The following is a 24,168-nucleotide window of genomic DNA, read 5'->3' as shown; positions in this document are numbered from 1 at the left end:
CCGAAGATGGAACGATGCCGCAACCACTGGACGCCGCCCTGACCGAGGTTCGGGCGCTGCTGCTCGACCCCGCGCTGACCCGGGCGGTTGCCGCCGGACGTCGACGCGGCCGCCGCCCCACCGTTGAGCGGGCCGAACTGCGGCCGGTGCGGCTCAAGGCCGGGCCCCGGATGCAGATCACCACGTCCGACGGCGCTCGCCCGTACACTCGCAACCTCGCCTCCGGGCCCGAGGCCGCCGCGGCGATCGACGAACTGCTCGCCGAGCCGTTCGGCAACTGGCACGTCGAGACGGCCGACGCGACCCTCCAACTGCGGGTGACCAAGTCCGGCGAGGCACAGGTGCATCGGGCCGCGACGTCCCGTCCGGCGGCGACGCCCACCGGGAACGACCGGACGAAGGAATACCTGCTCGACCCCGGTGACCCGATCTTCGCGGAGATCGGCGGCTCGGCGGCCAAGCGCCGCCAGGTGGACGCGTTTCTGCGGGCCCTGGCCGCGACCCTGCCCGACGACCTGACCGGTCCGCTACGGGTGGTCGATCTGGGCTGCGGCAACGCCTACCTGACGTTCGCCGCGTACCGCTATCTGACGAGTCGGGGGCTCGACGTCCAGTTGGTCGGCGTGGACGTCCGGGAGGACCAGCGGCGGCGCAACACCGAGTTGGCGCAGCGGCTGGGCTGGGCCGACCAGGTCAGCTTCGTGGCCGGGACGATCGCCGACGCCGTCGTCGACCCCGCCCCCGACCTGGTGCTGGCGCTGCACGCCTGCGACACCGCCACCGACGAGGCGCTGGCCCGCGCGGTGCGCTGGGAGGCCCGCTGGGTGCTGGCCGCGCCGTGCTGCCACCACGATCTGGCGAAGCAGCTCCGCGCCCACCCCGCCCCGGCTCCGTACGAGCTGCTGACCCGGCAGGGCATCCTGCGCGAGCGCTTCGCCGACGTACTCACCGACGCGCTGCGCGCCGGGCTGCTGCGGGTGCACGGCTACCGGACCGAGGTGGTGGAGTTCGTGGACTCGCAGCACACCCCGCGTAACCTGCTGATCCGCGCCCGTCGTACCGGTGCCGAGGCGACCGGGCCGCAGCGCGCGGAGTACCGCGAGCTGGTGGACCAGTGGCAGGTCACGCCCCGGTTGGAGACCCTGCTGGCCGCCGGAGAGACGCCCTAGCTCCTGGGCTGGCGTCGGCGGTCCCGGCCACCGTTGCGCTCGCTGGCACCACGGTCGAGGACCGACACCCGGTCGGCGGCGGGCCGCTGGGCGGCCCAGTCACCGTCGCCCGGGGCGGTCGGGAATGGCACTACCTTGCCCTCGTTCTCGGCGTTGCCGGCTGCCGCGAAGGCGTTCCAGGAGATGTCGACCAGCAGCTTCTTCACCTCGGCGTGCCGGATGGCGGCGTTGTGTTGCAACGCCATCCGGGCACCGAGCAGGACCGCGACGAGCGTGGTGGTGATGGTGCCGGTGGCGGCCAGCACCTGGAGACCTGTCGCGGAGTCGGTGCGGAGCACCAGGACCAGCAACCAGATCCAGAACGCGGCGGCGAAGACGCCGGCCTTGGCGACGAAGAAGAGGCTCACCGCACCGGGCTGGTACGGCTGGGGGCGGCTCGATTCGGCCATGGTGCTCCTCGGCGGTGGTCCGGTCGGAGGCGGAAGGCGACAGACGCCTTGTCGGGACGGGCACCGAGCCTAATGGAAGAACGATGAAGATCGCTCGATGCAATTTTCGTTCTGCACACACGGTTCCAGAGAAAAGTCTCGCCCACGGGACAGTTTGTGCGGTCAGTCAATTGTTTCCGGCTCCCGGCGTACTACCCTCGGAAGGCGCATCGTCCCGGTGCTCCGGCAGGGGGGAAGACACAGGGATGGGATCGGCCGACGTATCACCGCAGATGGCCTTCGCCCGCTTCGTCCGGCGGGCCATCGATGACGCTCGCGACGAACGTGGCTGGACCGTGACTGATCTTGCCTCGCACACGGGCGTGGGTCGCTCCACAGTGTTCCGCTGGCTGGCCGGTGACTGGCAGGACTATCCCGAGTTGGCCAAGGTGCGCGGCTTCTGCTCCGCGCTGGATCTGCCGGTCGCCGCCGCGTTCCGCGCGCTCGGGCTGCCCGACGCCGGCCCCGCGCCCCGCCGACGCCACGACGACGGCCCGGTCGACGCCGACGTCCGGGCCATCCTGGACCGGCTGGCCGACCCGACGGTTCCCGCGGAGGAGAAGCACCACATCCGCGACCTGCTCCGCTACCTGGCCCGCCGCCCCATCCGCCGAGCCAGCTGACCCCACCCCGCCCCGACCCCCGCAGCCGTTGATCATGAAGTTGTTGCCACGACACCCCGCTGCGAGAGGCAACAACTTCATGATCACCGGGCCAGGGTGAGGGCCGAGGCCTAGGGGACGGTCAGTGTGAACTCGGCGGTTCGGACTTCGGCCTTCACCTGGAAGTCGAGGTAGAGGCGGTAGCGGCCCGGGCCGGGGGTGGTCAACCAGAACTTGATCTGACCGTCCACCAGCTCGGTCTCCGGGTGCACGTGCAGATAGCCGAGGTCGCCCTCGCGCAACGCCACCAGGTGCCCGTACGCCCCGAGGTACCGCTCCAGCGGGGCCGCGCCGCCAGCACCGTCGACCCGGAACGTCAGCGGCACTGTCGCCTCCGCCTGCGGAGTGCCCTGGTAGCCGACGGTGAAGCCGTCCACGGTCGTCGAGGTGGCCGACCCCGGCAGTGGACGAGGCCGGTAGTCGCCGGGCGCCACCAGGTCCGTGCCGAGGGTCACAGCGGTCTGCGCGCCGTTGTCGGCGACCACCGTGAAGTCGGCGTACGCGCGCCAGAGGCCGGGCTGCGCGAGGGTCAACGGCACCGACCAGGTGCCGTCCGCGGCCATGGTCGGGTGCAGGTGCTGGTAACCGGTCAGGTCCCGTCGGACGACGACGAGGTGCATCGGCTTGTCGTGCACGATGGCGAACCGGGTCACCGGCCGGCGCTGCGCGTCGCGCACCTGGAAGCGGAGCTGACCGGGACGACCCGCTGCGAACTCGGTGGCCAGGGGGGTCAGTGTGTACCCGGCCGAGCTGACCGCCAGACCGCCCGGCTCGGTCGCCGCGCCCTGATCGGTGGCCGTGGCGCTGCCGTGGTTGTGCGGCGCGACGCCCGGTGGGTCGGTGTGCTCGGCGGCCAACGACGGGCTGCCGGTGGCGGCGGCACCGTTGGCGTTCAGCCGCCCGAGGCCGAAGCCGAGCAGCACCGCCAGCACCAGCCCGCCGACCACCAGCGCCAGCCGGAGAGTGCTCCGGTCCGGCCCGGCGGGACCCTGGTCAGCCACGATCGACGCCCCGCGCCCGGTCGGCCCCGCCGCCGGCGGTCCTGCCCGCAACGGTGCGCGCACGGGGGACGGGCTGCTGGTCGGTCATGCCGCCCACGGTACCGCCGCGTCCGGCCGCGCCAGACCGACGCCCGGACAGCGTGGCGACTGTCGCACTCGACGCCGCCCGGGAACTTTCCCAACCCGACCGGCGCAGCCGCGCCGCAGCGCCGGGCAACACCCCGACCAGGCACGGACGGCGGCGCACAGCCGAGCACGTCCCGACCGGCGCAGCCGCGCCGCAGCGCCGGGCAACACCCCGACCAGGCACGGACGGCGGCGCACAGCCGAGCAGGTCCCGACCGGCGCAGCCGCGCCGCAGCGCCGGATCATGCCCTGACCGGGCACGGTCGGCGGCACAGATCCGAGCAGTGCCGAGGACCGGCCTCGCGGCAGCGGGTCAGCCGGCCACGGCGAGGGCGAGCGGGAGCACGTCGGGCGCGCCGGCCCGGCGCAGCGCCCGGGTCACCAGCGTCATCGTCCAGCCCGAGTCGATCAGGTCGTCGACGAGCAACACCGGGCCGTCCAGCCCGGCCAGGGCGTCGGCCAGGTCGGTCGGCACGGTGAAGGCGTCGTGCAGCGCGCGTACCCGTTGGGCGCTGTTGCCGCGCGGCCCGGCCGGGCCGTCGGGGCCGGCCACTGTGACCTCGCCGAGCAGCGGCAGCCGGCCCACTGTGGCGATCCGCTCCGCGAGCGAGCCGAGCAGCCGGGGCCGCCGCCGGGAACCGACAGCCACCACCGCCACCGGTCGGCGCGGCCACGGGTCGTCGCCGTGCGCCCACGCCTTCAGCACCTCCACGACCGCGCCGGCGACGTCGTCGGGCACCGGCGCGTCCGGCGCTTCCGGGCCGACGAGAGCACGCAGCCGCCCACCCCAACCAAGGTCGGAGAGGCGCCCGACGGCCCGGCCCGGCAGCGCCTGCTCCGCGGGGGAGATCCGGCCCTTGAGGGGTACGCCCACCGCGTCGAGCCCGGTCGGCCAGAGCTTCTTCGGCGCGATCTCCACGCCGGGTCGGCCCAGGAAGGTCTGCGCGGCGGCGAGCGCGGCCGTCGACACGTCCGCGGCGAAGAGTGGGTCGGCGCACCTGTCACATCGGCCGCAGTCAGCCGCCTCGGTGTCGTCCAGGCGTTCCCGTAGATACCGCATCCGGCAGTCGGACGTGGTCGCGTACTCCCGCATGGCCTGTTGCTCGACGGTGCGTGCCTCGGCGACGCGGCGCAACCGGGCCTCGTCGTAGACCCACTGCTCGCCGGTGGCGAGCCAACCACCGCGCACCCGGCGGACCGCGCCGTCCACGTCGAGCACCTTGAGCATCAGCTCCAGCCGGGCCCGGCGCAGGTCGACGAGGGGTTCGAGCGCCTGGGTGGAGAGCGGGCGGTCGGTGTGCAGGGCGGCCAGCACGGCGCGGACCTGCTGCTCCGGTGGGAACGCCAGCGAGGCGAAGTAACGCCAGATCGCGGCGTCCTCGACGCCGGGCAGCAGGAGCACCTCGGCGTGCTCGACGGCGCGGCCGGCGCGGCCGACCTGCTGGTAGTACGCGATCGGTGAGGGTGGCGCGCCGAGGTGCACGACGAAGCCCAGGTCGGGTTTGTCGAAGCCCATGCCGAGGGCGCTGGTGGCGACCAACGCCTTGATCTTGTTGTCGAGCAGGTCCTGTTCGGCGGCGCGCCGGTCGGCGTCGTCGGACTGCCCGCTGTACGAGGCGACCGGGTAGCCCCGGGAGCGCAGGAACTCGGCCGTCTCCCCCGCAGCCGCCACGGTCAGCGTGTAGACGATGCCCGAGCCGGGCAGCTGGTCCAGGTGGTCGGCGAGCCAGGCCAGCCGGTGCGCCGGGCTGGGCAGGTCGAGCACCCCGAGGCGCAGCGACTCGCGGTCCAGGGTGCCGCGCAGGATGAGGGCGTCACCCAGTTGCTCGGCGACGTCCTGGGTGACCCGGGCGTTGGCGGTGGCGGTCGTCGCCAGCACCGGGGTGCGCTCGGGCAGCTCGGCGAGGAACGTCCTCAGCCGCCGGTAGTCCGGCCGGAAGTCGTGCCCCCAGTCGGAGACGCAGTGCGCCTCGTCGACCACCAGCAGGCCGGTGGTCGCGGCCAACTTCGGCAGGACGCCGTCGCGGAAGTCCGGGTTGTTGAGCCGTTCCGGGCTGATCAGCAGCACGTCCACCGCGCCGGTCTGGATCTCGGCGGTGACCTCGTCCCACTCGTCGAGGTTCGCCGAGTTGATCGTGCGGGCCCGGATGCCGGCCCGAGCGGCGGCCTCGACCTGGTTGCGCATCAACGCCAGCAGCGGCGAGACGATGACGGTCGGCCCGGCCTGGTGGCCCTGCTCGCGGTCCCGGAGCAGGGCGGTGGCCACGAAGTAGACAGCCGACTTGCCCCAACCGGTGCGCTGGACGCAGAGCACCCGCCGCCGGTCGACGACCAGCGCCTCGATGGCGCGCCACTGATCCTCGCGCAGCCGGGCGTGGTCACCGGCCAGCCGGCGCAGCACCGCCTCGGCCCGCTCCCGTACCGCAACCCGCTCGACTGTCTCCACCCGGCATTTCTACCAGCGCCGTCCGTCATCCCCCTGTTGATCAAGAGGTTTGCGTCACCAATCGGCCCGATTCTGACGCAAACCCCTTGATCAACAGGCATGGCCGGGGTCAGCGGCGTGGGGTGCGGAGGGAGCGGGTTAGGTGGGACAGGCGGGGGGCCAGGCTGGTCAGGCCTCCTGGGAAGAAGTAGACGGCCAGGATGAAGACAGTGCCCAGGACGAACAGCGGCTGACTCAGCGGACGGCTGAGGACGGCCGGCAGGTCGTCCACCGCATCGCTCGTGCCGAAGGCGGTGAGCCGGTGATCGAGGTACATGTAGAGGACACCGCCGAGCACCGGACCCCACCGGGTGCCCGGCCCACCGAGCACCACCATGACCAGCAGCGACAGGGTCAGCTCGGAGGACGTGATGTGCGGCGACGCGCCGCCGACGATCAGGACGTAGACCACCCCGCCCGCCGACGCCAAGCCACCGGCCAGGGTGAACGCGACCAGCTTGTAGCGGTACGGGTCCAACCCGAGCACACCGATCCGCCGCTCGTCGTCGCGCAGCCCGGCGAGCACCCGACCGGTCGGTGACCCGCTCACCCGATGCACCACGAAGACCACCAGCGTCAGGTACGCCAGCGCCAACCAGTAGAGGTTGACAGTGTTCGTCACCCCCACCAGCCCGGCGGGCAGCCCCGACACGTCCAGCGGCAGGCCCTCCTCGCCGCCGGTGAGCCCGCCGAAGTCCCGGGCCACCAGGATCGCCCCGACCTGGGCGAAGGCCAACGTGACCATGGCGAAAGCGATGCCCACCGTCCGCAGCGCCACCGCGCCGAGCAGCGCGGCGAGGATGGTGCCGCCGGTGATCGTCAGCAGCGCCGCCTGCCACAGCGGCAGACCGGCACGGGTGACCAGGACGTCGGTGCCGTAGACACCGGCGGCGAAGTACAGCGCGTGCCCGAAGGAGAGCATCCCGGTCCGGCCGAAGAGCAGGTCGTACCCGGCCGCCAACCCGCCGAAGATCAGGCAGATGGCGAGCAGTTGCAGGGTGCCGGGTGAGTTGACCGGCCCCTCGAAGATCCCCGGCAGGGAGATCGTCGAGTACGGCAGGATCACCAGCACGGCCAGCGCGACCAGGGGCAGGAACGGGCGGACCCGGTGCCACCGCCCCCGCTGCGGACTCAGTTCGTCGGGCACCTGCGCGCGTGGCGCGTCGATCACCGTCATGCCGTTGCCACCTTTCCGGCGATGCCCTGCGGGCGCAGCAGCAGCACCACGGCCAGCAGCCCGACCACGCAGATGTCGCCCAGCCCGGACGTGCCGTAGTAGTTGACGAACTGCTGCACCAGCCCGACCACGACCGCCGCGTACGCGGAGCCGACCACCGAGCCCATCCCGCCGATCACCACCACGATGAACGCGAAGATCAGCAACGAGCCGCCCTGCCCGGGCGAGACGGTGCCGAAGTAGACCCCGCCGAGCGCACCGGCGAGGGCCGCAGCCGCCCCACCGATCGCGAAGACCAGCGTGAACGCCTTGCGGACGTCGATGCCCAGCGCGGTCACCATCTCCCGGTTCTCCACCCCGGCCCGGATCACCAGGCCGTACCGGGTCCACCGCAGGAACGCCAGGATCGCGCCGAGCACCAGCACCGCCGCGATGATCAGCAGCAGGCCACCGTTGGGCACCTGCGCGCCGAGGATCCCGGTCACCTGCCGGGTCCAGTCCGGACGCGGGAACGGCCGGGCGTCAGCACCCCAGGTGGCCTGGAGCAACGCCACCCCGGCCAGCGACAGCCCGACGGTAACCAGCACCTGCTCGATGGTGCGGGAGTACAGCGGGCGGATCAGCACCAGTTCGACCAGGATCGCGACCAGCGTGCCGGCGGCCACCCCGAAGGCGACAGCGAACACGAAGCCGAACCCGTCCGGGCCGGCGCCCGGCAGGTTGCCCGCCGCCCACCAGGTGCCGTACGCGCCGACGCCGAGGAACAGCCCGTGCGCGAAGTTGAGCACGTCGGCCAGGCCGAAGACCAGGGACAGGCCGGAGGCGACCAGGAAGTACAGCGCCGCCAGGCCGAGCCCGGTCAGCGCCAACAGGATCACGGTGCCCATCAGTGTTTCACCTCCGCCGAGCCGACACCCAGCAGCGACTTCGTCAACGCGGTCTCCAACAGCAACTCGTGGGCGTCGCCGGTCCAGGCCACCTTGCCGGCGGCCAACACGACCGCATCGCGGGCCAGTCGGCGTACGACGGCGAGGTTCTGCTCGACCAGCAGCACCGGCACCGACTCCGCGACCCGTTCCAACACCTCGGCCACCTCGGTCACCACCTTCGGCGCCAACCCCTTTGTCGGCTCGTCGACGAGCAGCAACCGGTTGTCGTTGAGCAGCACCCGACCGATGGCGAGCATCTGCTGCTGCCCGCCGGAGAGCGACCCGGCCCGTTGCCGTCCGCGCCGGTCCAGCTCCGGAAAGAGCGCGAAGACCTTGTCGTACGCCGGGGTGGTGCCGCGCCGCTCGGCGAGCCGCAGGTTCTCGGCGACGGTGAGCCCGGCGAACACGCAACGGTCCTCCGGCACGTAGCCGAGCCCGCCACGGACCAGCCGGTGTGTCGGTCGGGCCAGCAGGCTCTGCGCGCCCATCCGGATGGTGCCGCGGACCTCCCCGGCGGGCGGGGTGAGGCCGACGATGGCGCGCAGCGTGGTGGTCTTGCCGACGCCGTTGCGACCGAGCAGGACTGTCACGCCGGTCGGAGCGACAGTGAAGGACACCCCCTGGAGGATGTGCAGCCCGGAGATCCGGACCGACAAGTCCTCCACACTGAGGATCGGTTCCATCAGAGCGACTCCCCCAGGTAGGCCTCTTGCACAGTGGGGTTGGCCATCACCGTCTCCGGGGTGTCGCAGGCCAGCAGCGCGCCGTGGTGCATGACGGCGATGCGGTCGGCCAGTTCCAGGATGACGTCCATGTGGTGTTCGACCATCAGCACCGCCCGGCCGCTGTCGCCGGTCAACGACTTGATGACGGCGACCAGCTCCGGCACGTCCTCGGCGCTGACCCCGGCCATCGGCTCGTCCAGCAGCATCACCCGCGGTTCGCCGGCGAGCAGCAGGGCGATCTCCAGCTTGCGCTTCTCGCCGTGGGCCAGGGTGCCGGCGAGGGCCGTACCCCGGTGGGCGAGGCCGACCCGGTCGAGCGCCGCGTCGGCGGCGGCGGCGACCTCCCGGTCGGCCGCCGCCCGCCGCCACAGTGCCATCGAGCCCCCGCGGTGCGCCTGAACGGCGAGCCGGACGTTCTCCCGCACGCTCAGCGAGCCGAAGACCGAGGACGCCTGGAAGGTACGGCCCAGACCGAGGCGGGCCCGCCGGTGCGGCGGGAGCGCCCCGATGTCCTGCCCGTCCAGAACGACCCGGCCCTCGGTGGCCCGGCGCAGGCCGGTGATCAGGTTGAACAGTGAGGTCTTACCGGCGCCGTTCGGCCCGATGACACCCAGGAACTCCCCGGGTGCGAGGTCGAGGTAGACGCTGTCGACGATGGCGACCTCACCGATCCGCCAGGTCAGACCGCGGGTGGCGAGCATTGTCAGCCCTTCATGGCCACGGCCGGCGGCGCGGTCTCGTCACCGGTGAGGCTCTTCTGGGCGGTAGCGGTGAACGCGGTGCCGCTGCCGGCCAACTTGGCCTGGAACATCGGCTGGAGCAGCGCGTGGTCGGCGGCCCGGATGGTCATCTTGCCCTTGACCCCGTCGAAGCTCCAGCCCTCCAACGCGGTGACCATCTTGTCGACGTCGTCCCCGCCCTCCTGCGCGGCACGGACCACCATCTGCGCGGCGGCGAAGCCGTCCGGGTGGAACAGGTCGATGGTGTTCACCTTGGCCTTCAGCGCCTTGCTGGCCTCGGTGTCGCTGGCACCGTCGAAGTAGTGCGACAGGAAGGAGATCTTCGCGCCGGCGGCGCCGAAGGTCGGCCACGAGGCGCGGATGTCCAGGCCGGTGACGACAGTGGTGGTCGAGAGGACGCCCTGCTGGTCGAGGCTCTGCCACATGGCTGGGGCGGTCGTGCCCGCCCACGCCACGAAGAGCAGATCCGGCTTGGCCGCCTTGATCTGGCTGGCGAACGGGGTGAACTCGGTGGCACTGGCCGGGGCCCGGACACTGCTCACCGTCGCGCCCGCGCCACCGATGACGGTCTTGACGGCCGCCTCGTTGGCGTCGCCGAACGCGCCGTCCTGGGCGAAGACCACTACCTTCTTGCCGGCCGGGTCACCGATGAACGACTTGGCGGTCACCACGTCCTGGTAGGACTGCCGACCGGAGCGGAAGGTGTACTTGTTCGCGCCGGTCACCGCGTCCGTGGCGGCCGGGCCGGAGATGAACAGCACCTTGTTCTGCGCCGCGATCGGCGCCACCTGGAGCGCCACACCGGAGGCGGTGGAGCCGGCGATGATCTTCGTGCCCTTACCGATCAGGTCCTTCGCCGCGGAGACCGCCTTGGCCGGGTCGCCAGCGTCGTCGACCTCGGTCAGCTCGATCTTCCGGTCACCGACCTTGCCGGTGCCCTTGGTGGCGAAGTCCAGCCCCGCCTTGAACCCCTCGATGTACTGCTTTCCGTAGCTGGCCAGGGCTCCCGACTGGGAGTACACCAGGCCGACCTTGACCGGCGCGGCACTGTCGCCGCCGCCGGTGGCGGTGTCCTGCGGGCTGCCACAGGCCGTGGCGGCCAGCGCCGCGGCCATCATCGTGGCGGCGGAGAGGAACGCCCGCCGCGTCGTCCGGACCGTCATTACGACTCCACATGAGGACTCAGAGGGAGAGAACTTCTTCGTGACGGCTCACGCTAGAAGTGACGTCACCCACGAGCTATGTGGCGGAAACACACAAGTAACAGGATTGAGGTGGCCGGAGGTTACAACGGATCGCACTGCCAGCCGGAAGCCCACGCCCTCGATGGCCCGAACCCCCACGGACCGCCCGAGCCGTGTGTCTCTCCGCGCCATTCGCCCGGTTCGGTCAGCCGCAGGGCCCGTCGTGGGCCGCCGCACGCGGGCAGCGCTGGCGACCGTCGAGCAGGCTGTCGCAGAAGACCCGATGACGTACGCACTGAGCATCCTCCTCGGACACCGTCGTCTCGGGCCGATCGACGTCGGCGAGGAAACCCAGCGCTCGGGTGATCACCCGAGCAACCCGCAGCGCCCCCGGCAGGTCTACCGCGACCACCGGCAGGTGCACCACGAAACGCTCTCTTTCTATGCGCACAGCCATCACCCTCGACTCGTCGACCTGGTGGGCGGTCCGGTGTGCAGGTAGGGGACGCCCACCGGACCGCCCGGCCCCACGCCCGCAGCCCTCATCGTCGGCGGCACGAACGCTGAGCCCACCTCACGCCCGCGCCCCGAGGGTTTGCCGAACCAACCGGAGCCGGACATCAGCAACCTACCCCAAATACTTGTGTAGGTCGACCCTGCGAAGCAGCGACACCACAGCCTGTTGCAGTAACTGGTGTAGGCCGGCATGATCGAAGACGCCGAACCGACCGGAGTCCTCACCATGCCCACAGCAGAAGCCCCATATCGTCGCATCGCCAACGAGATCGCCGCGAAGATCGAGAGCGGCGAGCTGAAGCCGGGCGACAAGCTGCCCTCCACTCGGGAACTCGCCGAGACCTACGCCGTGCACATGAACACCGCCTCACGGGCACTCTCGCTGCTGCACGACCGCGAGCTGATTACCGGTCAGCCCGGCCGGGGCACCTACGTCGCCGAACAAGCCGCCCGCTGATGCTCCCTCCCTCCGCCCCTCCCCCCTCCGCACTCTTCCGCCGTCACCCCTCCCGCCCACCACGTCGCCGAAGCCGCAGTCGAGGCCGGCGGGGTCGAGTGCCGCGCAACTTCCCTGCTGTTGCTGCTTCCGCCGGCCCTGAGCCAGCAACAACAGGGAAGTTGCTGCCGCCTGCTGCCTCAACCGGCACCGGCACCTCTGCCCGCCTGCGTCTACGCCGGGGACGCCGCTGGTGATCCTGCATTACCGAGAACTGATCATCGGCCAGCAGGGCCGGGGCACCTACGTGGCTGAACGACCCGACCGGTAGGCACCGCCGACCACTTGACCAATGAAGGCTCCAGCGCACCGAATCCCGAGTCAGCGCTACGTCTGTGTCAGATCATGGACTGAGGACCGCGCGACGGCCAATCACTAGGGAGCCATCGGCGCTGCTCGCTGGGCGCCCCCCTAGCAAGTCCGCTCTGAAAGGCCCTTCCGTGGGGCAGCAAGCTCACGAACACAGCGCTACCTTCCCATGACCGCAAGTGAGTGTCACGGGGAGGGCCGTTGTCCAACAACGACGAATTTTTCCGGTCGAAGAAGGCAGCGGCCGTACTGAAGCACGGCATCCTCAAGCGCTATCCCGTGGTCTTCGCCTCCAAAACAGGGCAGGGCAACCCGATCGTCTTCCTCGACGGCTACGCCGGCCGAGGCGAGTACGACGGCGGAGAGCCAGGATCCCCGCTGCTGTTGTCCCGGTGCGCCGAGTTCGTTCAAGGCTTCCGCGACGTGCTCGCGTTCTTCGTCGAGCAGGATCCGGACAGCTACGCGAACCTGGAGCAGGTGCTCCGCGACAAAGGCGGGGTGGTTCGACGTGAACTTCGCCAGGGCACCCTTGACCAGCATCTGCCCGAGGTGCTGGCCTTAGCCAAGGGTGCCTCGCTCTTCGCCTTCCTCGATCCCTTCGGGCCGGCTCTTGACTTCGATCTGATCCGGACGCGGCTGCTCGGGCGCCCCAACTGGCCGCCAACCGAATTGCTACTGCACTTCAGCGTTTCCACCGTGGCTCGGATGGGACGGGCAGTCCACGTTGCTGAGAGTCGATCGGGTGGGTTGTCGGAGAGCGACCGGAGGACGGCCGCGCGATTGGATCGATTCCTGGGTGGCGGCTGGTGGCGCAGCTATTTCGCCAAGGTGTCGGATGCGGGCGATGACCAGCGCGCCACGGACGTCGCACTCCGGGTTGCGGACAGGTACGCCCGAGATCTCACCCAGGGGTCCAACTACCAGGCGGTGCAGATGCCGGTGCGCCCACGCCCCGGTCTGGCCCCGAAATACGTCCTCGCCCTGTTCACCACCCATGGCGAAGGTGCCTGGCATTTCGCCGACACCCTCGGCAAGGCTGGCGTCGAATGGGAGGAGGCGTGGGTCCGGGAGCAGATCCGCCGGGGCGACCACGTAGCGGAGACGCTGTTCGGCGACGGTCCCGTCTTCGACGCCGAGCAGTACAAGGCCGAGAACGCTCCTCGCTGGTCAGGTGCGATCGAGCGGAACATCATCAAATTGCTCGAACAGACTTCTACGATCAAGATCGTCGATCATGTGCCAGAGATCTACGGTGACGTACTTGGGCACGCCTGGGCACCACACGTACGACAGGCCGTCAAGTCGCTGCATCGACAGGGCCGGATCAGCAGCCCCGGCACGGGTGACTTCTGGAAGGAAGTCCTCTGGCGGCCTTGAGTCGGGGCCCACCCGCGGCGGCCCTTATGCCTGCACAAGTAGGCGCGGGGCCGGCATCTCGTCCCAGGTCCGACCGTCGAGGTGCCGGCCGCCAAGTTTCGGCGTACGCCCGCCCCACTGCTTGAAGAAGAAGGCGGTGCCAGCACACACGCACTGATCACGGAGGTCACGCACCCACGTCGGCTCCATCGAGCGGCAGCCCTGCCCCGACTCGCCCCCCGCGATCAGCCAGTCGATGCCGTCGAGATCCAGGTCGACCAGTGGCCCCAGCAGCGGCTCAGCTGAGATGAAACGTACCGCAGCCGGCACCTCGCGGAGCTGGGCGACCCGTTCCCGCTGAGCGTGATCCTCGACGCTCACGCCCATCCAGACGTTCGCCGGCCAGTCGATTTGATGGGCGACCTTCGCCAGCCTGGCGGCGCGCTTGGTGAGCACCTGGAAGGTATGCCTGGGGGTTTCGCGCATGACAGTGAAAACCTGTTGCACGTAGGTGAGTGGAACCCGGGCGTGGAACAGATCCGACATGGAGTTGACGAAGACGGTCCGTGGGTCACGCCAGCGACGAGGAATATCGAGGGCATCAGGGTGCAGGGCGACGCCAAAACCGGGGCCGGAGGTGCGTGGGTCTCCATCGGTCTGATATTTGGCCGAGCGCATGGCTTTCAAGCGCTTAGCGAGAGTCATCGCATAGCAGTTGTCGCAGCCCGACGAGATGCGGTCACAACCAGTGGTGGGATTCCAGGTTGCTTCCGTCCACTCGATGGCGCTTTTGTCTGCCATGCGCCTCTCCTTCCGCTCGACGGGCCAATACTGTCGAACAACCGTACGCATGGGAAGGGTTGCGCGGCGTGTCGGCCCGCCGTCATCGCTGGCAACGAAGCCGCCAGTCAGAGGCCGGCAAAGCACGCAGGCCAACTGCGGGGCCAGGCCAATTGACCTGCACAGAGGTGTCCCTAGACGTTGGTGGCCACTACATCCACGCTCGATGCGATCTTCGGAGCAAGTGCGATTCGTTTGCGGCATCAACTCCATAGCGTCCGCGAGGTGCTGCCCGCGTCCGCGAGGCCGCCTGGCCGCGGGCCCACCTGGCCGGACCTCTGGATGGGCAGACGCGCCGCTGGCCCGCCGTCCGGGTGGCGGACGACGGGCCAGCGCGTGGGACCGAGCCAGGTCGGCCCCGTGGCCGGCCGGGAGCGGGTCAGCTCCGGGCCGAGGCTCGGAGTGGTCAGTGGCCGGGGCGGGTGGAGAGGCCGGCGAGGGCGGCGACAGCAGTGTCCGGGTGGTCGCTGAAGACACCGTCGAGGCCCAGGCCGAGGAAGAGTTCGTACTCGGCGGTGATGTCGCCGCGCGCGTTCGGGTCGGCGCCGATCCGAAAGTCCACCGGAAGGAACTGGTTCTCGGCGCGGAACGTCCAGGAGTGCACGAGCAGGTGCTCCCGGTGCGCGTCGCGTACCACGTTGGTTGGGGCGAGCAGGGCGCCGGCGGCGTTCCGGGGGACGATCAGGTTCTTGTTCGCGCCGATGCCGTCGGCGTACCGGGCGATCCACTTCAGCCCGGCCGGCGTGACCAGATCCTGGTAGGTGCGGGTGTCACCGGCGGCGGTGAAGTCGTACGGGCGGCCGGCCGCGTCGAGCAGTTGGACCAGCTTCACGTCGGTCAGCCGGCTCAAGCGGCGCAGGTTGGCCGTCTCGAACGACTGGATGAAGACCGGTGAGTTCTTCCGGTCCAGCTTGTTCTGCCGCAGCACCCGCAGCAGCGGCTCCTCCAACGGCAGTTTGATCGAGGCGAAGTAGCTCGGGTGCTTGGTCTCCGGGTAGATACCGATGGTGCGGCCCCGTGCCCGCCCCTCGGTCCGCGCCAGGTCGATGACCTCCTGGAGGGTGGGCACCTCGAAGCGGCCGTCGAAGGCGGTGTTCGCCACGCGCACCTGCGGCAGCCGCTCCTTGGCCCGCAGCGTCTTCATCTCGGCGACTGTGAAGTCCTCGGTGAACCACCCGGTCACCGCGACACCGTCGATGGTCTTCGTCGCCTTGCGGGCCGCGAACTCCGGGCGGGTCGATACGTCGGTGGTGCCGGAGATCTCGTTCTCGTGCCGGGCCACCAGCACGCCGTCGGAGGTGGAGACCAGGTCCGGCTCGATGTAGTCGGCACCCATCCGGATCGCCAACCGGTACGCCTCGAGGGTGTGCTCCGGCCGGTAGCCGCTGGCGCCACGGTGACCGATCACGATCGGTCGGTCGTCGGCCCGGGAGCGGTCCGCGTTGGCCGTTGGTTCGGCCGCGGCCATGGTCGGCAGGGCCACGGCGGCGGCTAGCAGAGCGCTGGCCACGCCGAGGGTCGAGAGGGTACGTCGCAACGCCGTCTCCTGTCATCGATGGTCCGGGTAAGCAGACCGCTCGTGATTTGCCAGGAGTTGGTCGATGGCTGGACGGCAGATGAATCTCCGGAATGCCCGTTCCCACTCCAGGGTCGCGGGCGGACAGGAAGATTGTCTGGTGCGCCGGTTTTTCCGCAATCCCGTGCGGCTGGTGCCGTTCGCGTTCCTGGTGCCGATCCTGCTCGGCACGGGGTTGCTCATGGCGCGCTGGGCGACCGCCGAACACGTACGCCCACCCGTGGTCACCGCGCTCTTCACCGCCACCTCGGCCGTGTCGGTCACCGGCATGGCCATCACCGACACGCCGAACTACTGGTCCGGCTGGGGACTGCTGGTGATCACCCTGCTCACCCAGCTCGGCGGCCTCGGCATCCTCACCGTCGCGGCGTTGGTCATCCTGGTGGTCTCCAGTCAGCTCGGGCTGCGCAACCGGTTGCTGGTGCAGGCCGAGACGGCGGAGTTCGGCATCGGCGACGTGGGCCGGTTGCTCCGCCGGATCGCGCTGACCGTCTTCGCCTGCGAGGCGGTGATGACCGTGCTGGTCGCCGGTCGGCTCTGGCTGTCCTACGACTATCCCTTCGGGCAGGCCCTCTGGTCGGGCGTCTTCCACGCCGTACAGGCGTTCAACAACGGTGGCTTCGCGCTCTACACCGATGGTCTGCTGGCCTTCAGCCGTGACCCGTGGGTGTCGCTGCCCCTGGCGATCGGCGCGATCGTCGGCGGTCTCGGGTTTCCCGCGCTCTTCGAGGCGGTCCGCGAGTGGCGGCAGCCCGCCCGCTGGGCGGTGGCGACGAAGTTGACCATCTGGGGCAGCGTGGTGCTGCTGCTGGTCGGCTTCGCCGGCCTGCTCGCCGCCGAGTGGACCAACGCGAGCACGATCGGCCAGTACGACGTACCCGGGAAGATCCTCGCGTCGTTCACCCAGATCGCGCTGAGCCGCACCGGCGGCTTCAGCGTCCTGAACATCGCCGCTCTCCAGGAGGAGAGCTATCCCCTGCTGATCGTTCTGATGTTCATCGGCGGCGGCAGTGCCAGCACGGCCGGTGGCATCAAGGTCTCCACGTTCTTCCTGCTGGCGTTCACCATCTGGGCGGAGTTGCGGGGTGAGCCCGACGTGACGATCGGGCACCGCCGGGTGGCCACCGCGAGCCAACGGCAGGCGATCACCGTGGCGCTGCTCAGCGTCGCACTGGTGATGGCCGGAACGATGCTGTTGCTGCTGCTCACCGAGGGCGTCCGCTTCGTCGCGGCCCTGTTCGAGATCACCTCGGCGTTCAGCACCACCGGTCTGACCATCGGTCTGGCCGCCGAACTGCCGGCCGGCGGCCAACTGGCGCTGACCGTGCTCATGTTCATTGGCCGGGTCGGGACGCTCACCCTGGGGTCGGCGATCGCCCTGAACACCCGACGCCGGCTCTACCGCTATCCCCAGGAGCAACCCATTGTCGGCTAGGGCGTGTTTCGGAAGTGTCGGCCGGCCCGCGCGTCGGGAACGCGCCAGTGCAAGCAGGGAGGGCCGAGGTGTCGGCTAGACGGGCGGACAGCGGCGGCATCGTGGTGATCGGGCTGGGTCGATTCGGTTGCCACCTGGCCGGGTCGCTGACCCGGATGAACCGCGAGGTGTTGGCCATCGACCGCAACCCGGCCAAGGTGCAGCGCTGGTCGGCGCAGCTCGACCGGGTGGTTCAGGCCGACGCGACCGAGGAGGGTGCGCTGCGGCAGTTGGGCATCACCAGTTTCGGGCGGGCGGTGGTGGCCATCGGGGCCTCGGTGGAGGCGAGTGTGCTCACCGTGTTGGCGCTGGTCGAGTTGGGTGTGCCCCAGATCTGGGCGCGGGCCACCTCGCAGAAGCACGCCAAGATCCTGTCGTCGGTGGGCGCGCACCACGTGATCTTCCCGGAGGCGGAGACCGGGGACCGGGTCGCGCACCTGATCGTCAGCCGCTTGCTCGACTTCATCGAGTTCGACGACGACTTCGCCATCGCCACCGTCCGGGTGCCGGAGTCCCTGGTCGGGCGCACCCTGCTCGACCTGGAACCGGAGGAGCGCTTCGGGGTACGAGTGGTCGGCGCCAAGCTGCCGGGCGAACGCTTCCGGTACACCTCCGACGACACCACGCTTCCCCAGGGCGGGGTGCTCATCGTCGAGGGCGGGCTCGACCAGGTGCAGCGATTCGCGGGAATGCGCTGACCTGCTGCGCGCCGGCAGAACGACGTGGCCTGCCTACTTCTTCCGGTGACCACCCGGCCCCTTGGTCACCTTTCCGCTTTTCCCGGACCACCACCCGCGGCCTTAGCGGGCTTCGCCGGGGCCTTCGCGGGCTTCGCCGGGGCCTTCGCAGGCTTCGGTGGCTTGGCCTTCGTCGCGCCGCCGCCCGAGCCGGAGCCGCTGCCCACCTTCGCGGTCCTGGGCGGAGCCTTCGTCGTGGCGGCCTTGCTCGGCGGAGCCGTGGACGGCGCACTGCCGGCGACCCCGGACACCCGAACCCCGCAGGTCGCCTCGCCGAGCCGGAACTCCACAGGCAACTGGTTCGCCCCGCTGTACCTACCCGTGAGGGTCATCTTCTCGGCCGCACCGGGGGCCAGCGTGGCGCGCTGGGCCGCCGGCCGGATCAGCACAGTGCTCCCCTGCTGGTGCACCGGCGCGGGCTCCGCCTTCGTCACCTTCTGCTGCCCGGGGAAGGTGAAGCTCATCGTCCAGTCCCGCAGCTCACGGCCGCCGGTGTTGGTCAGGGTCAGCTCGGCGGCGAACTCGGTGCCCGAGTCGGCGCGCAACGCGTACGCCACCTCGCAGGGCGCCGCCGCCGGCAGACCCATCCGAGCCTCGGTCGTCGGCCGGTCCCCGCCGCTGGCCGGGCTACGCGAGGTGAACCCCCACATCGCCCCGGTGACAGCGATCAGCCCGACGGCGGCCACCCCGGCCTCCACCCGCCGACGCCGGGTCACCCGCTGCCGCGTCCGCCGGTCCCGGTTGCGGGTCCGCGACAACGGCAACGCGTCGGTCGCCGCCGACCAGGGCAGGATCGTGGTACGCGCACTGCCGAGCATGGCCGCGTCCAACGGCCCGGCGGCCGGGGAGACCGGCACCGCCGCGAGCATGCCGGCCGCCTCGGCGAGCGTCCGGGTCAGCTCGGCGGTGGCCGGCCGATCGGCGGGTCGCTTGGCCAGGCAGCGTCCGACCAGGTCGGCCACCCCGTCGGGCAGCCCCGGGACGGCGGGCATCGGCTCCGGGTCGCTGTACATGTGGGCGCGCAGCATCTGGGTGGTGGTGCTGGCCCGCCACGGCAGTCGGCCGGTGAGCATCCGGTAGAGCAGCAGCCCCACGGCGTACACGTCGGTGGCCGGGGAGACCTGGCCGTTGTCCAGCCGCTCCGGGGCGAGGTACGCGGGAGTGCCCAACAGCGCGCCGTCCGGGCCCTTCTCGCTCTCCCCGACGAGCGCGGAGATGCCGAAGTCGACCACCTTGACCCCGGTCGAGGTGAGCATGACGTTGCCCGGGGTGACGTCGCGGTGCACCACCCCACGGGCGTGCGCGGTGGCCAGCGCGGAGCTGACCTCGGCGCTGATGGTCACCGCCTCCCGCCACGGCAGTTGGCTCTCCCGACCCAACCGGCTGGCCAGCGAAGCGCCGTCGACCAGCTCCATCACCACGTACGGCACTGTCAGACCGACCTGCTCGGACTCGCCGTAGTCGTACACGTTGGTGATGTTGGGGTGGCAGAGCCGCGCGGCGGCCTGCGCCTCGATGCGGATGCGGTGGCGGAAGGCCCGGTCGCTGGCCAGCCGCGAGGCCAGCACCTTCACCGCGACCTGGCGGCCGAGCACCTCGTCGTAGCCACGCCAGACCACCGACATGCCGCCCGCGCCGAGCTGCTCGATCAGCCGGTACCGCTCATCGAGCAGATGCGCGCCGTTTCGGTCCCCACCACCCATGGTGAGCGATGTTGCCCAGGAACGGCCCGCCTACACCTGGAGTATCGGAATCGGTCAGGATTATCACCCGATCAGGCGGTGGCCAGCAGTTGGTCCACCGGGGCGTAGTCGTCGGTCAATACCATCGCCCCGTCGACGAAGTCCGTCAGCGCCGCACCGGACAGCAGGCTGACCTTCGGGTCCACCTCCGCCAGCCGGGCCTGGACGGCTTCCAGCGGCAACGGCGCGTCGGAGCCGACGATGAGGAAGTTGGAGCCCTGCTCCTGGGCGAGCGCCTCCGGCGGCGCGATCAGCGCGACGTGCCGGAACTCGGCGGCCACCGTGGCCAACTCGGCGCGGATGAACCGCAGCGGCGGGTAGTCGATGACGTTCTGCACGTACACCCCGCCGGGGCGGGTCACCCGCCGGACGTCGGCGGCCATCTCCCGGGTGGCCAGGTGCCAGGGCACCACCAGGTGCCCGAACGCGTCACCGACCACCAGGTCACGGCTGTCGGTCGGCTCACCGGCGACCAGCATCCGCGCGTCGCCCACCACCGCCCGCAGCTCGGGCCCCGGCCGTACGCCCAGCTCCTTCTCGCCCAGCTCGACCAGGCCGCCGTCGATCTCGAACACCAGGTTGTCGGTGCCCGGACGGGTGGCGGTCAGGTAGCGCGGCACTGTGAACCCGCCGCCGCCCAGGTGCAGCGCGTCCACCCGCTGACCGGCCGGCGCGGCGACGTCGGCGACCGCGCCGATCCACTTCGTGTACGCGTACTCCAGGTGTTTCGGGTCGGCGAGGTCCACGTACGAGTGCTGGGCGGAGTTGAGCAGCAGCGTCCGCCCGCTGGGCCGGGAGGGGTCCGCGGTGACCCGGGCGCAGTGGTACGCCGTCTCGATGTCGCACGGGTTGGGCGCCACGGTGGTCAGCCCCGCCCCGGCCAGGCCGAGGACGGCCAGCGCGGCTCGGGCCCGGGCCGGACCGGGCAGCTCGGTGGGCTCCTGCCGGCGCAGGTACCAGCCGAGACCGATACCGACCAGCCCGAGCGCGAGCGCCAGGGCCAGCAGGATGACGGTGCTGCGCAGCGCGGCGACCAGCACGAACCCGGTGAGCAGGGTCGCGGTGATGCCGCCCAGGGTGCCGATCCCGGAGAGTCGACCAACCACCTGGCCGGTGCGGCGCAGGTCGGCGAGCTGGAGTTTCACGACCAGCGGGGTGACAGCGGCCAGCAGCGCGGCCGGCACGAACACCGCCAACGCGACCAGCAGCAGGATGCCGCTGGCCGCACCACCGCGCAGCACCTCGCCGGCGTAGCGGACGACGGGCAGGGTGACAGCTGTGGCGATGCCGGCCAGCACCAACGCCGGCGCCAGCAGGCCCCGGGGGTTGCGCCGGTCGGCCAGCCAGCCGCCGGTCCACGCCCCGTACGCGATCGCGGCCAGCGCGATGCCGATCACCGAGCTGGTCACCTGGAGGGTCACCCCCACGTACGGGCCGACCAGGCGCAGCGCGACGGTCTCCAGCACCAGCACGGCACCGCTGGAGAAGAAGACCAGGAAGGCGGCCAGGCCGTTGGGCAACGCCCGGCCGGTGACCGGCACGGGCGGGGCCGGCGGTGCCGGCAGGGCCGCTACGTCGGACGGTGGGGAGCTCATCGTCGCGATGGTACGCAGCGAAGCTGGTGCAACGGGTCAGTACATCGAGAGATGAACATGGTTCGTGTGGGACGCGGCCGGTGAGCCGCTTCCACTGTACGACCGCCAACCGGTGCCGGGGTGCCAGATCTGCCGGTACCAGATCACGTAGAGCACGCCCAGTCGGTCGGCGTTGCGCACGTGCCAGGCGGCCAGGCTGTCCCCGTACGCCTTGTCGCCGCCGGTTGCGTTCTTGTCCTCGAAGCCGTTCGTGGCGGCCGCGAAATCGCAGGCCCGGCCCTTCGGATGCTCGCCGCCGCCACCACTGCGCTTGCAGGAGACGTGCCGCTTGTAGCCGGCCGCCTGGGTCTGCTTCAGCGCGTTGAGGGTGCGCGGGGTGATGCACCCGGAGGTGGTCGGGTCCTTCACCGAGCAGGACTCCGACGGCCAGGACCCGTCGGAGTTACGCGGCGCCGGCTTCGCCGAGGTGGAGCTGCCACCGCTGAAACCGTTGCTGCCGCCGGAGCTGACCTCGGCGAGCGCCTCCTCGGCTTCCTTCTTCTTCTTCGCCATCACGGCGAGCTGCTTCTGCTGCTCGCGGACCTCGCCGTCGATGGCAACCTTGGCCTGCTGCGCCTGCTGCCGGGCCTCGGTGAGGTCACGCAGCCGCTTGCTGTCCCGCTGGGCCATCAGGTCGAGGTCGCCGGCGCGTTGCAGGAACGCCTCCGGCGTGGCGGTGTTGAGCAGCATCGAGACGGCGCTCAGCCGACCCACCCGGTACGACTGGGCGGCCACCTCGCCCACCTGGCTGGTGAGCCCGACCAGCCGACCCTCCAGCGACGTCAGCTCGCCGGTCAGCGCCGTCTGGCGACGCTTGGAGTTGTCCAGCTTGGCCTTGGCCTCGATGTGGCCCTTGGCGGTCAGCTCCAGCGCGTCCTGCAACTTCTTGCTGCCGCCCTCGCCAGGCTCCGCGTACGCGGGCACGGCGGCACCGCCGAGCACCAGCGCGACGGCGGCGAGCACTACGAACAGAGCGCGGCGACCGAGCCGCGGGCGAAGCCTGGTCCTGGGCACGAAAGCGTCCTTCCGTCGACCGCCGGCCCCCGATGAACACTGCACGGCGGCGCCGGTCGGCGGCATGCTGGCGGAGACCGCCGGTCACGATACCGGATCGTGGGCCGGTGACCAGCCCGCTGACCCTCGGGCTGTCTCGATGTCGACGGAGCGTCCTGATGTCGTCGCGCAGCGCGCGGATCAGGTGCTGAGGAGCGCGTCGCGTACCTCGGCCCAGACCTGCTCGTTGGCAGCGACGAGCAGACCGCGGCCGTCGTCGGCGGGGTGGTAGTCGACCCCGTCGAAGCGGCGGGCGACACCCCCGGCGGCACGGACCAGCACGGTGCCCGGGGCATGGTCCCAGGGCAGGGTGCGCCAGAAGAGGGCGAACTGCTGCTCGCCGGTGAGGATGTCCAGGTACTCCCGACCGGCGCAGTGCTGGCCGGGCAGCAGCTCACCGAGCCGCCGACCTCCGGCGCGGACCCGGTCGCGGGTCTCCGGGGGCAGGAACTTGGTCATCGCCGCGCCACGCAGCTCACCGAGCGGCGGCACCGAGCCGCTGCCGTCCACCGGTCGACCGTTGAGCACTGTGCCCTCGTCCGCCGAGCCGACGGCGAGAGTGTCGGCGAGCGGGTCGAGGATCCAGCCGGCGGTCGGCCGCCCATCGGTCAGCAGCGACACCATCAGGGCGAACGGCCGGCGACCGGCGGCGAAGTTGGCGGTCCCGTCGACCGGGTCGACCAGCCAGACGTCCCCGCTGTCGCGCAGGTGCCGCAGCAACCCCGGATCGTCGGCGACACCCTCCTCGCCAACCACCATCGAGCCCGGCCGCAGCCGGCGCAACCCCGCCGAGAGCAGCTCCTCGGCCCGGCGGTCGGCGACGGTGACCACCTCGCCGGGCGCCTTCTCCGACACGTCATCGTCGTCGAGTTTGCGGAACAGGGGCAGCACGACCTGGTCGGCGGCCTCCCAGAGCAGGCCGCCGACGTCGTCCAGCAGGGTGTCAGCCACGCGGCGGCAGCTTGACCACGCTGACGAAGAACTCGTCGATCTGACGGACCACCGAGATGAAGCGCTCGAAGTCCACCGGCTTGGTCACGTAGGCGTTGGCGTGCAACTGGTAGCTGCGCAGAATGTCCTCGTCGGCCTGCGAGGTGGTGAGCACCACCACCGGGATCCGGCGCAGGTTCTCGTCCTTCTTGATCTCTTCCAGCACCTCCCGGCCGTCGCGCCGGGGCAGGTTGAGGTCGAGCAGGATCAGGTCGGGCGCCACCGCGTCGGCGTACTGGCCCTCCTGCCGCAGGTAGGCGAGGGCCTCGGCCCCGTCGGAGACGACGGTCAGCCGGTTACGCAGCTTGTGTTCCTCGAACGCCTCCTGGGTCATCAGCACGTCACCCGGGTCGTCCTCGACGAGCAGGACCTCGATCGGGCTCTTGCCATCCGCCGGCGCGGTCATCCCACCGTCTCCCTCATGTCACCCGTTCTACCGCTTTCCAGCGTCTCGTCGGCCCGGTCCGGCTGGTCCGGCCCGCCGGCCTGCTCCGTCAGCGCCGCCGGAGCCTCGGTCGAGGGCGTCGCGTCGCCCACGGTCGGGGCGTTCGGCTCCCCCGCGGAATCGGCAGCGGCAGCCGCCGCAACGTCCTCGGGTAGTGCCGGCAGGGTGAACCGGATCGCGGTGCCCTCCGGCACGTCGGTGTCCACCCAGACGCGGCCGCCGTGGTACTCGACGATCTTCTTGACGATCGCCAGCCCGATGCCGGTGCCCGGGTACGCGTCCTTGGAGTGCAGCCGCTGGAAGATCACAAAGAT

Annotated in this window: 23 protein-coding genes; 6 read left to right on the top strand and 17 right to left on the bottom strand. The window is 70.8% G+C overall.

Annotated features, from left to right (window positions below; translation table 11 throughout):
- Positions 1 to 14 precede the first annotated feature (14 nt).
- Positions 15 to 1,169: an SAM-dependent methyltransferase gene (locus ABZS40_RS28060; RefSeq protein WP_354946485.1), complete on the top strand. Its 1,155-nt coding sequence runs from the start codon at positions 15 to 17 to the stop codon at positions 1,167 to 1,169.
- On the opposite strand, the gene ABZS40_RS28055 is transcribed toward ABZS40_RS28060, so the two are convergent.
- A complete protein-coding gene (locus ABZS40_RS28055) occupies positions 1,166 to 1,618 on the bottom strand; it encodes a hypothetical protein (protein WP_354946484.1) in 453 nt (150 codons plus the stop codon). The genes ABZS40_RS28060 and ABZS40_RS28055 overlap by 4 nt on opposite strands.
- Positions 1,619 to 1,863: 245 nt before the next feature.
- Between ABZS40_RS28055 and ABZS40_RS28050 the strand changes: the two genes are divergently transcribed.
- On the top strand, positions 1,864 to 2,280 hold the full coding sequence (locus ABZS40_RS28050; RefSeq protein WP_354946483.1) for a helix-turn-helix domain-containing protein: 417 nt from the start codon (positions 1,864 to 1,866) through the stop codon (positions 2,278 to 2,280).
- A gap of 110 nt (positions 2,281 to 2,390) precedes the next feature.
- On the opposite strand, the gene ABZS40_RS28045 is transcribed toward ABZS40_RS28050, so the two are convergent.
- The 8 genes from ABZS40_RS28045 to ABZS40_RS28010 form a co-directional block, all read right to left on the bottom strand.
- Entirely contained in the window at positions 2,391 to 3,320 is a 930-nt protein-coding gene (locus ABZS40_RS28045) for a hypothetical protein (protein ID WP_354946482.1), read from the bottom strand.
- A gap of 439 nt (positions 3,321 to 3,759) precedes the next feature.
- Positions 3,760 to 5,892 (bottom strand): DEAD/DEAH box helicase, encoded by a 2,133-nt coding sequence (locus ABZS40_RS28040; RefSeq protein ID WP_354946481.1) that lies wholly within the window; start codon positions 5,890 to 5,892, stop codon positions 3,760 to 3,762.
- A gap of 109 nt (positions 5,893 to 6,001) precedes the next feature.
- A complete protein-coding gene (locus ABZS40_RS28035; RefSeq protein ID WP_354946480.1) occupies positions 6,002 to 7,108 on the bottom strand; it encodes a branched-chain amino acid ABC transporter permease in 1,107 nt (368 codons plus the stop codon).
- Positions 7,105 to 7,995, bottom strand: a complete 891-nt coding sequence (locus ABZS40_RS28030; RefSeq protein ID WP_124815814.1) for a branched-chain amino acid ABC transporter permease — start codon at positions 7,993 to 7,995, stop codon at positions 7,105 to 7,107. Before ABZS40_RS28030 ends, ABZS40_RS28035 begins: the two co-directional genes overlap by 4 nt.
- Positions 7,995 to 8,720: an ABC transporter ATP-binding protein gene (locus ABZS40_RS28025; RefSeq protein WP_354946479.1), complete on the bottom strand. Its 726-nt coding sequence runs from the start codon at positions 8,718 to 8,720 to the stop codon at positions 7,995 to 7,997. Before ABZS40_RS28025 ends, ABZS40_RS28030 begins: the two co-directional genes overlap by 1 nt.
- Positions 8,720 to 9,463, bottom strand: a complete 744-nt coding sequence (locus ABZS40_RS28020; RefSeq protein ID WP_238678101.1) for an ABC transporter ATP-binding protein — start codon at positions 9,461 to 9,463, stop codon at positions 8,720 to 8,722. Before ABZS40_RS28020 ends, ABZS40_RS28025 begins: the two co-directional genes overlap by 1 nt.
- A 2-nt stretch (positions 9,464 to 9,465) precedes the next feature.
- Positions 9,466 to 10,665, bottom strand: a complete 1,200-nt coding sequence (locus ABZS40_RS28015) for a substrate-binding domain-containing protein (RefSeq protein ID WP_354946478.1) — start codon at positions 10,663 to 10,665, stop codon at positions 9,466 to 9,468.
- Between the two features lie 226 nt (positions 10,666 to 10,891).
- The gene (locus ABZS40_RS28010) at positions 10,892 to 11,131 is read right to left on the bottom strand and encodes a hypothetical protein (RefSeq protein WP_354946528.1); all 240 of its coding nucleotides are present in this window, start codon (positions 11,129 to 11,131) and stop codon (positions 10,892 to 10,894) included.
- A 297-nt stretch (positions 11,132 to 11,428) separates the two neighbouring features.
- Here ABZS40_RS28010 and ABZS40_RS28005 point away from each other — a divergent pair, with 297 nt between their 5' ends.
- Together ABZS40_RS28005 and tcmP are read left to right on the top strand one after the other, a co-directional pair.
- The gene (locus ABZS40_RS28005) at positions 11,429 to 11,659 is read left to right on the top strand and encodes a winged helix-turn-helix domain-containing protein (protein WP_354946527.1); all 231 of its coding nucleotides are present in this window, start codon (positions 11,429 to 11,431) and stop codon (positions 11,657 to 11,659) included.
- Between the two features lie 549 nt (positions 11,660 to 12,208).
- The gene (gene tcmP / locus ABZS40_RS28000; protein ID WP_354946477.1) at positions 12,209 to 13,384 is read left to right on the top strand and encodes a three-Cys-motif partner protein TcmP; all 1,176 of its coding nucleotides are present in this window, start codon (positions 12,209 to 12,211) and stop codon (positions 13,382 to 13,384) included.
- Positions 13,385 to 13,408: 24 nt separating this feature from the next.
- On the opposite strand, the gene ABZS40_RS27995 is transcribed toward tcmP, so the two are convergent.
- Positions 13,409 to 14,164, bottom strand: a complete 756-nt coding sequence (locus tag ABZS40_RS27995) for a phage Gp37/Gp68 family protein (RefSeq protein WP_354946476.1) — start codon at positions 14,162 to 14,164, stop codon at positions 13,409 to 13,411.
- 445 nt (positions 14,165 to 14,609) lie between these two features.
- Positions 14,610 to 15,740, bottom strand: coding sequence for a glycerophosphodiester phosphodiesterase (locus ABZS40_RS27990; RefSeq protein WP_354946475.1), 1,131 nt, complete (start codon positions 15,738 to 15,740; stop codon positions 14,610 to 14,612).
- A gap of 139 nt (positions 15,741 to 15,879) precedes the next feature.
- Here ABZS40_RS27990 and ABZS40_RS27985 point away from each other — a divergent pair, with 139 nt between their 5' ends.
- Both ABZS40_RS27985 and ABZS40_RS27980 read left to right on the top strand, forming a co-directional pair.
- Complete coding sequence (locus ABZS40_RS27985) at positions 15,880 to 17,214, top strand: potassium transporter TrkG (protein WP_354946474.1); 1,335 nt, start codon at positions 15,880 to 15,882, stop codon at positions 17,212 to 17,214.
- Positions 17,215 to 17,282: 68 nt separating this feature from the next.
- Complete coding sequence (locus tag ABZS40_RS27980; protein ID WP_354946473.1) at positions 17,283 to 17,951, top strand: TrkA family potassium uptake protein; 669 nt, start codon at positions 17,283 to 17,285, stop codon at positions 17,949 to 17,951.
- A gap of 65 nt (positions 17,952 to 18,016) precedes the next feature.
- Here the strand turns inward: ABZS40_RS27980 and ABZS40_RS27975 are convergent, their stop codons facing one another.
- From ABZS40_RS27975 to ABZS40_RS27950, 6 genes are all read right to left on the bottom strand, one after another.
- A complete protein-coding gene (locus ABZS40_RS27975; RefSeq protein ID WP_354946472.1) occupies positions 18,017 to 19,693 on the bottom strand; it encodes a serine/threonine-protein kinase in 1,677 nt (558 codons plus the stop codon).
- 71 nt (positions 19,694 to 19,764) lie between these two features.
- Positions 19,765 to 21,327 (bottom strand): fused MFS/spermidine synthase, encoded by a 1,563-nt coding sequence (locus tag ABZS40_RS27970; protein WP_354946471.1) that lies wholly within the window; start codon positions 21,325 to 21,327, stop codon positions 19,765 to 19,767.
- A gap of 36 nt (positions 21,328 to 21,363) precedes the next feature.
- Positions 21,364 to 22,380, bottom strand: a complete 1,017-nt coding sequence (locus ABZS40_RS27965) for a hypothetical protein (RefSeq protein ID WP_354946470.1) — start codon at positions 22,378 to 22,380, stop codon at positions 21,364 to 21,366.
- 180 nt (positions 22,381 to 22,560) lie between these two features.
- Entirely contained in the window at positions 22,561 to 23,370 is an 810-nt protein-coding gene (locus ABZS40_RS27960; RefSeq protein WP_354946469.1) for an inositol monophosphatase, read from the bottom strand.
- A complete protein-coding gene (locus ABZS40_RS27955) occupies positions 23,363 to 23,815 on the bottom strand; it encodes a response regulator (protein WP_196929407.1) in 453 nt (150 codons plus the stop codon). The genes ABZS40_RS27960 and ABZS40_RS27955 overlap by 8 nt, the downstream gene beginning before the upstream one ends.
- Positions 23,812 to 24,168 (bottom strand): ATP-binding protein (locus ABZS40_RS27950; protein WP_354946468.1); only part of this gene is annotated, 357 nt, incomplete at its 5' end. The genes ABZS40_RS27950 and ABZS40_RS27955, both read right to left, overlap by 4 nt.

Origin of the sequence: Micromonospora sp. NPDC005324 (assembly GCF_040607155.1) — a bacterium.
Lineage (GTDB): Bacteria > Actinomycetota > Actinomycetes > Mycobacteriales > Micromonosporaceae > Micromonospora > Micromonospora trifolii.
The sequence above is the reverse complement of the archived record's forward strand: the minus strand, read 5'-3'. Positions and strand labels throughout refer to the sequence as shown.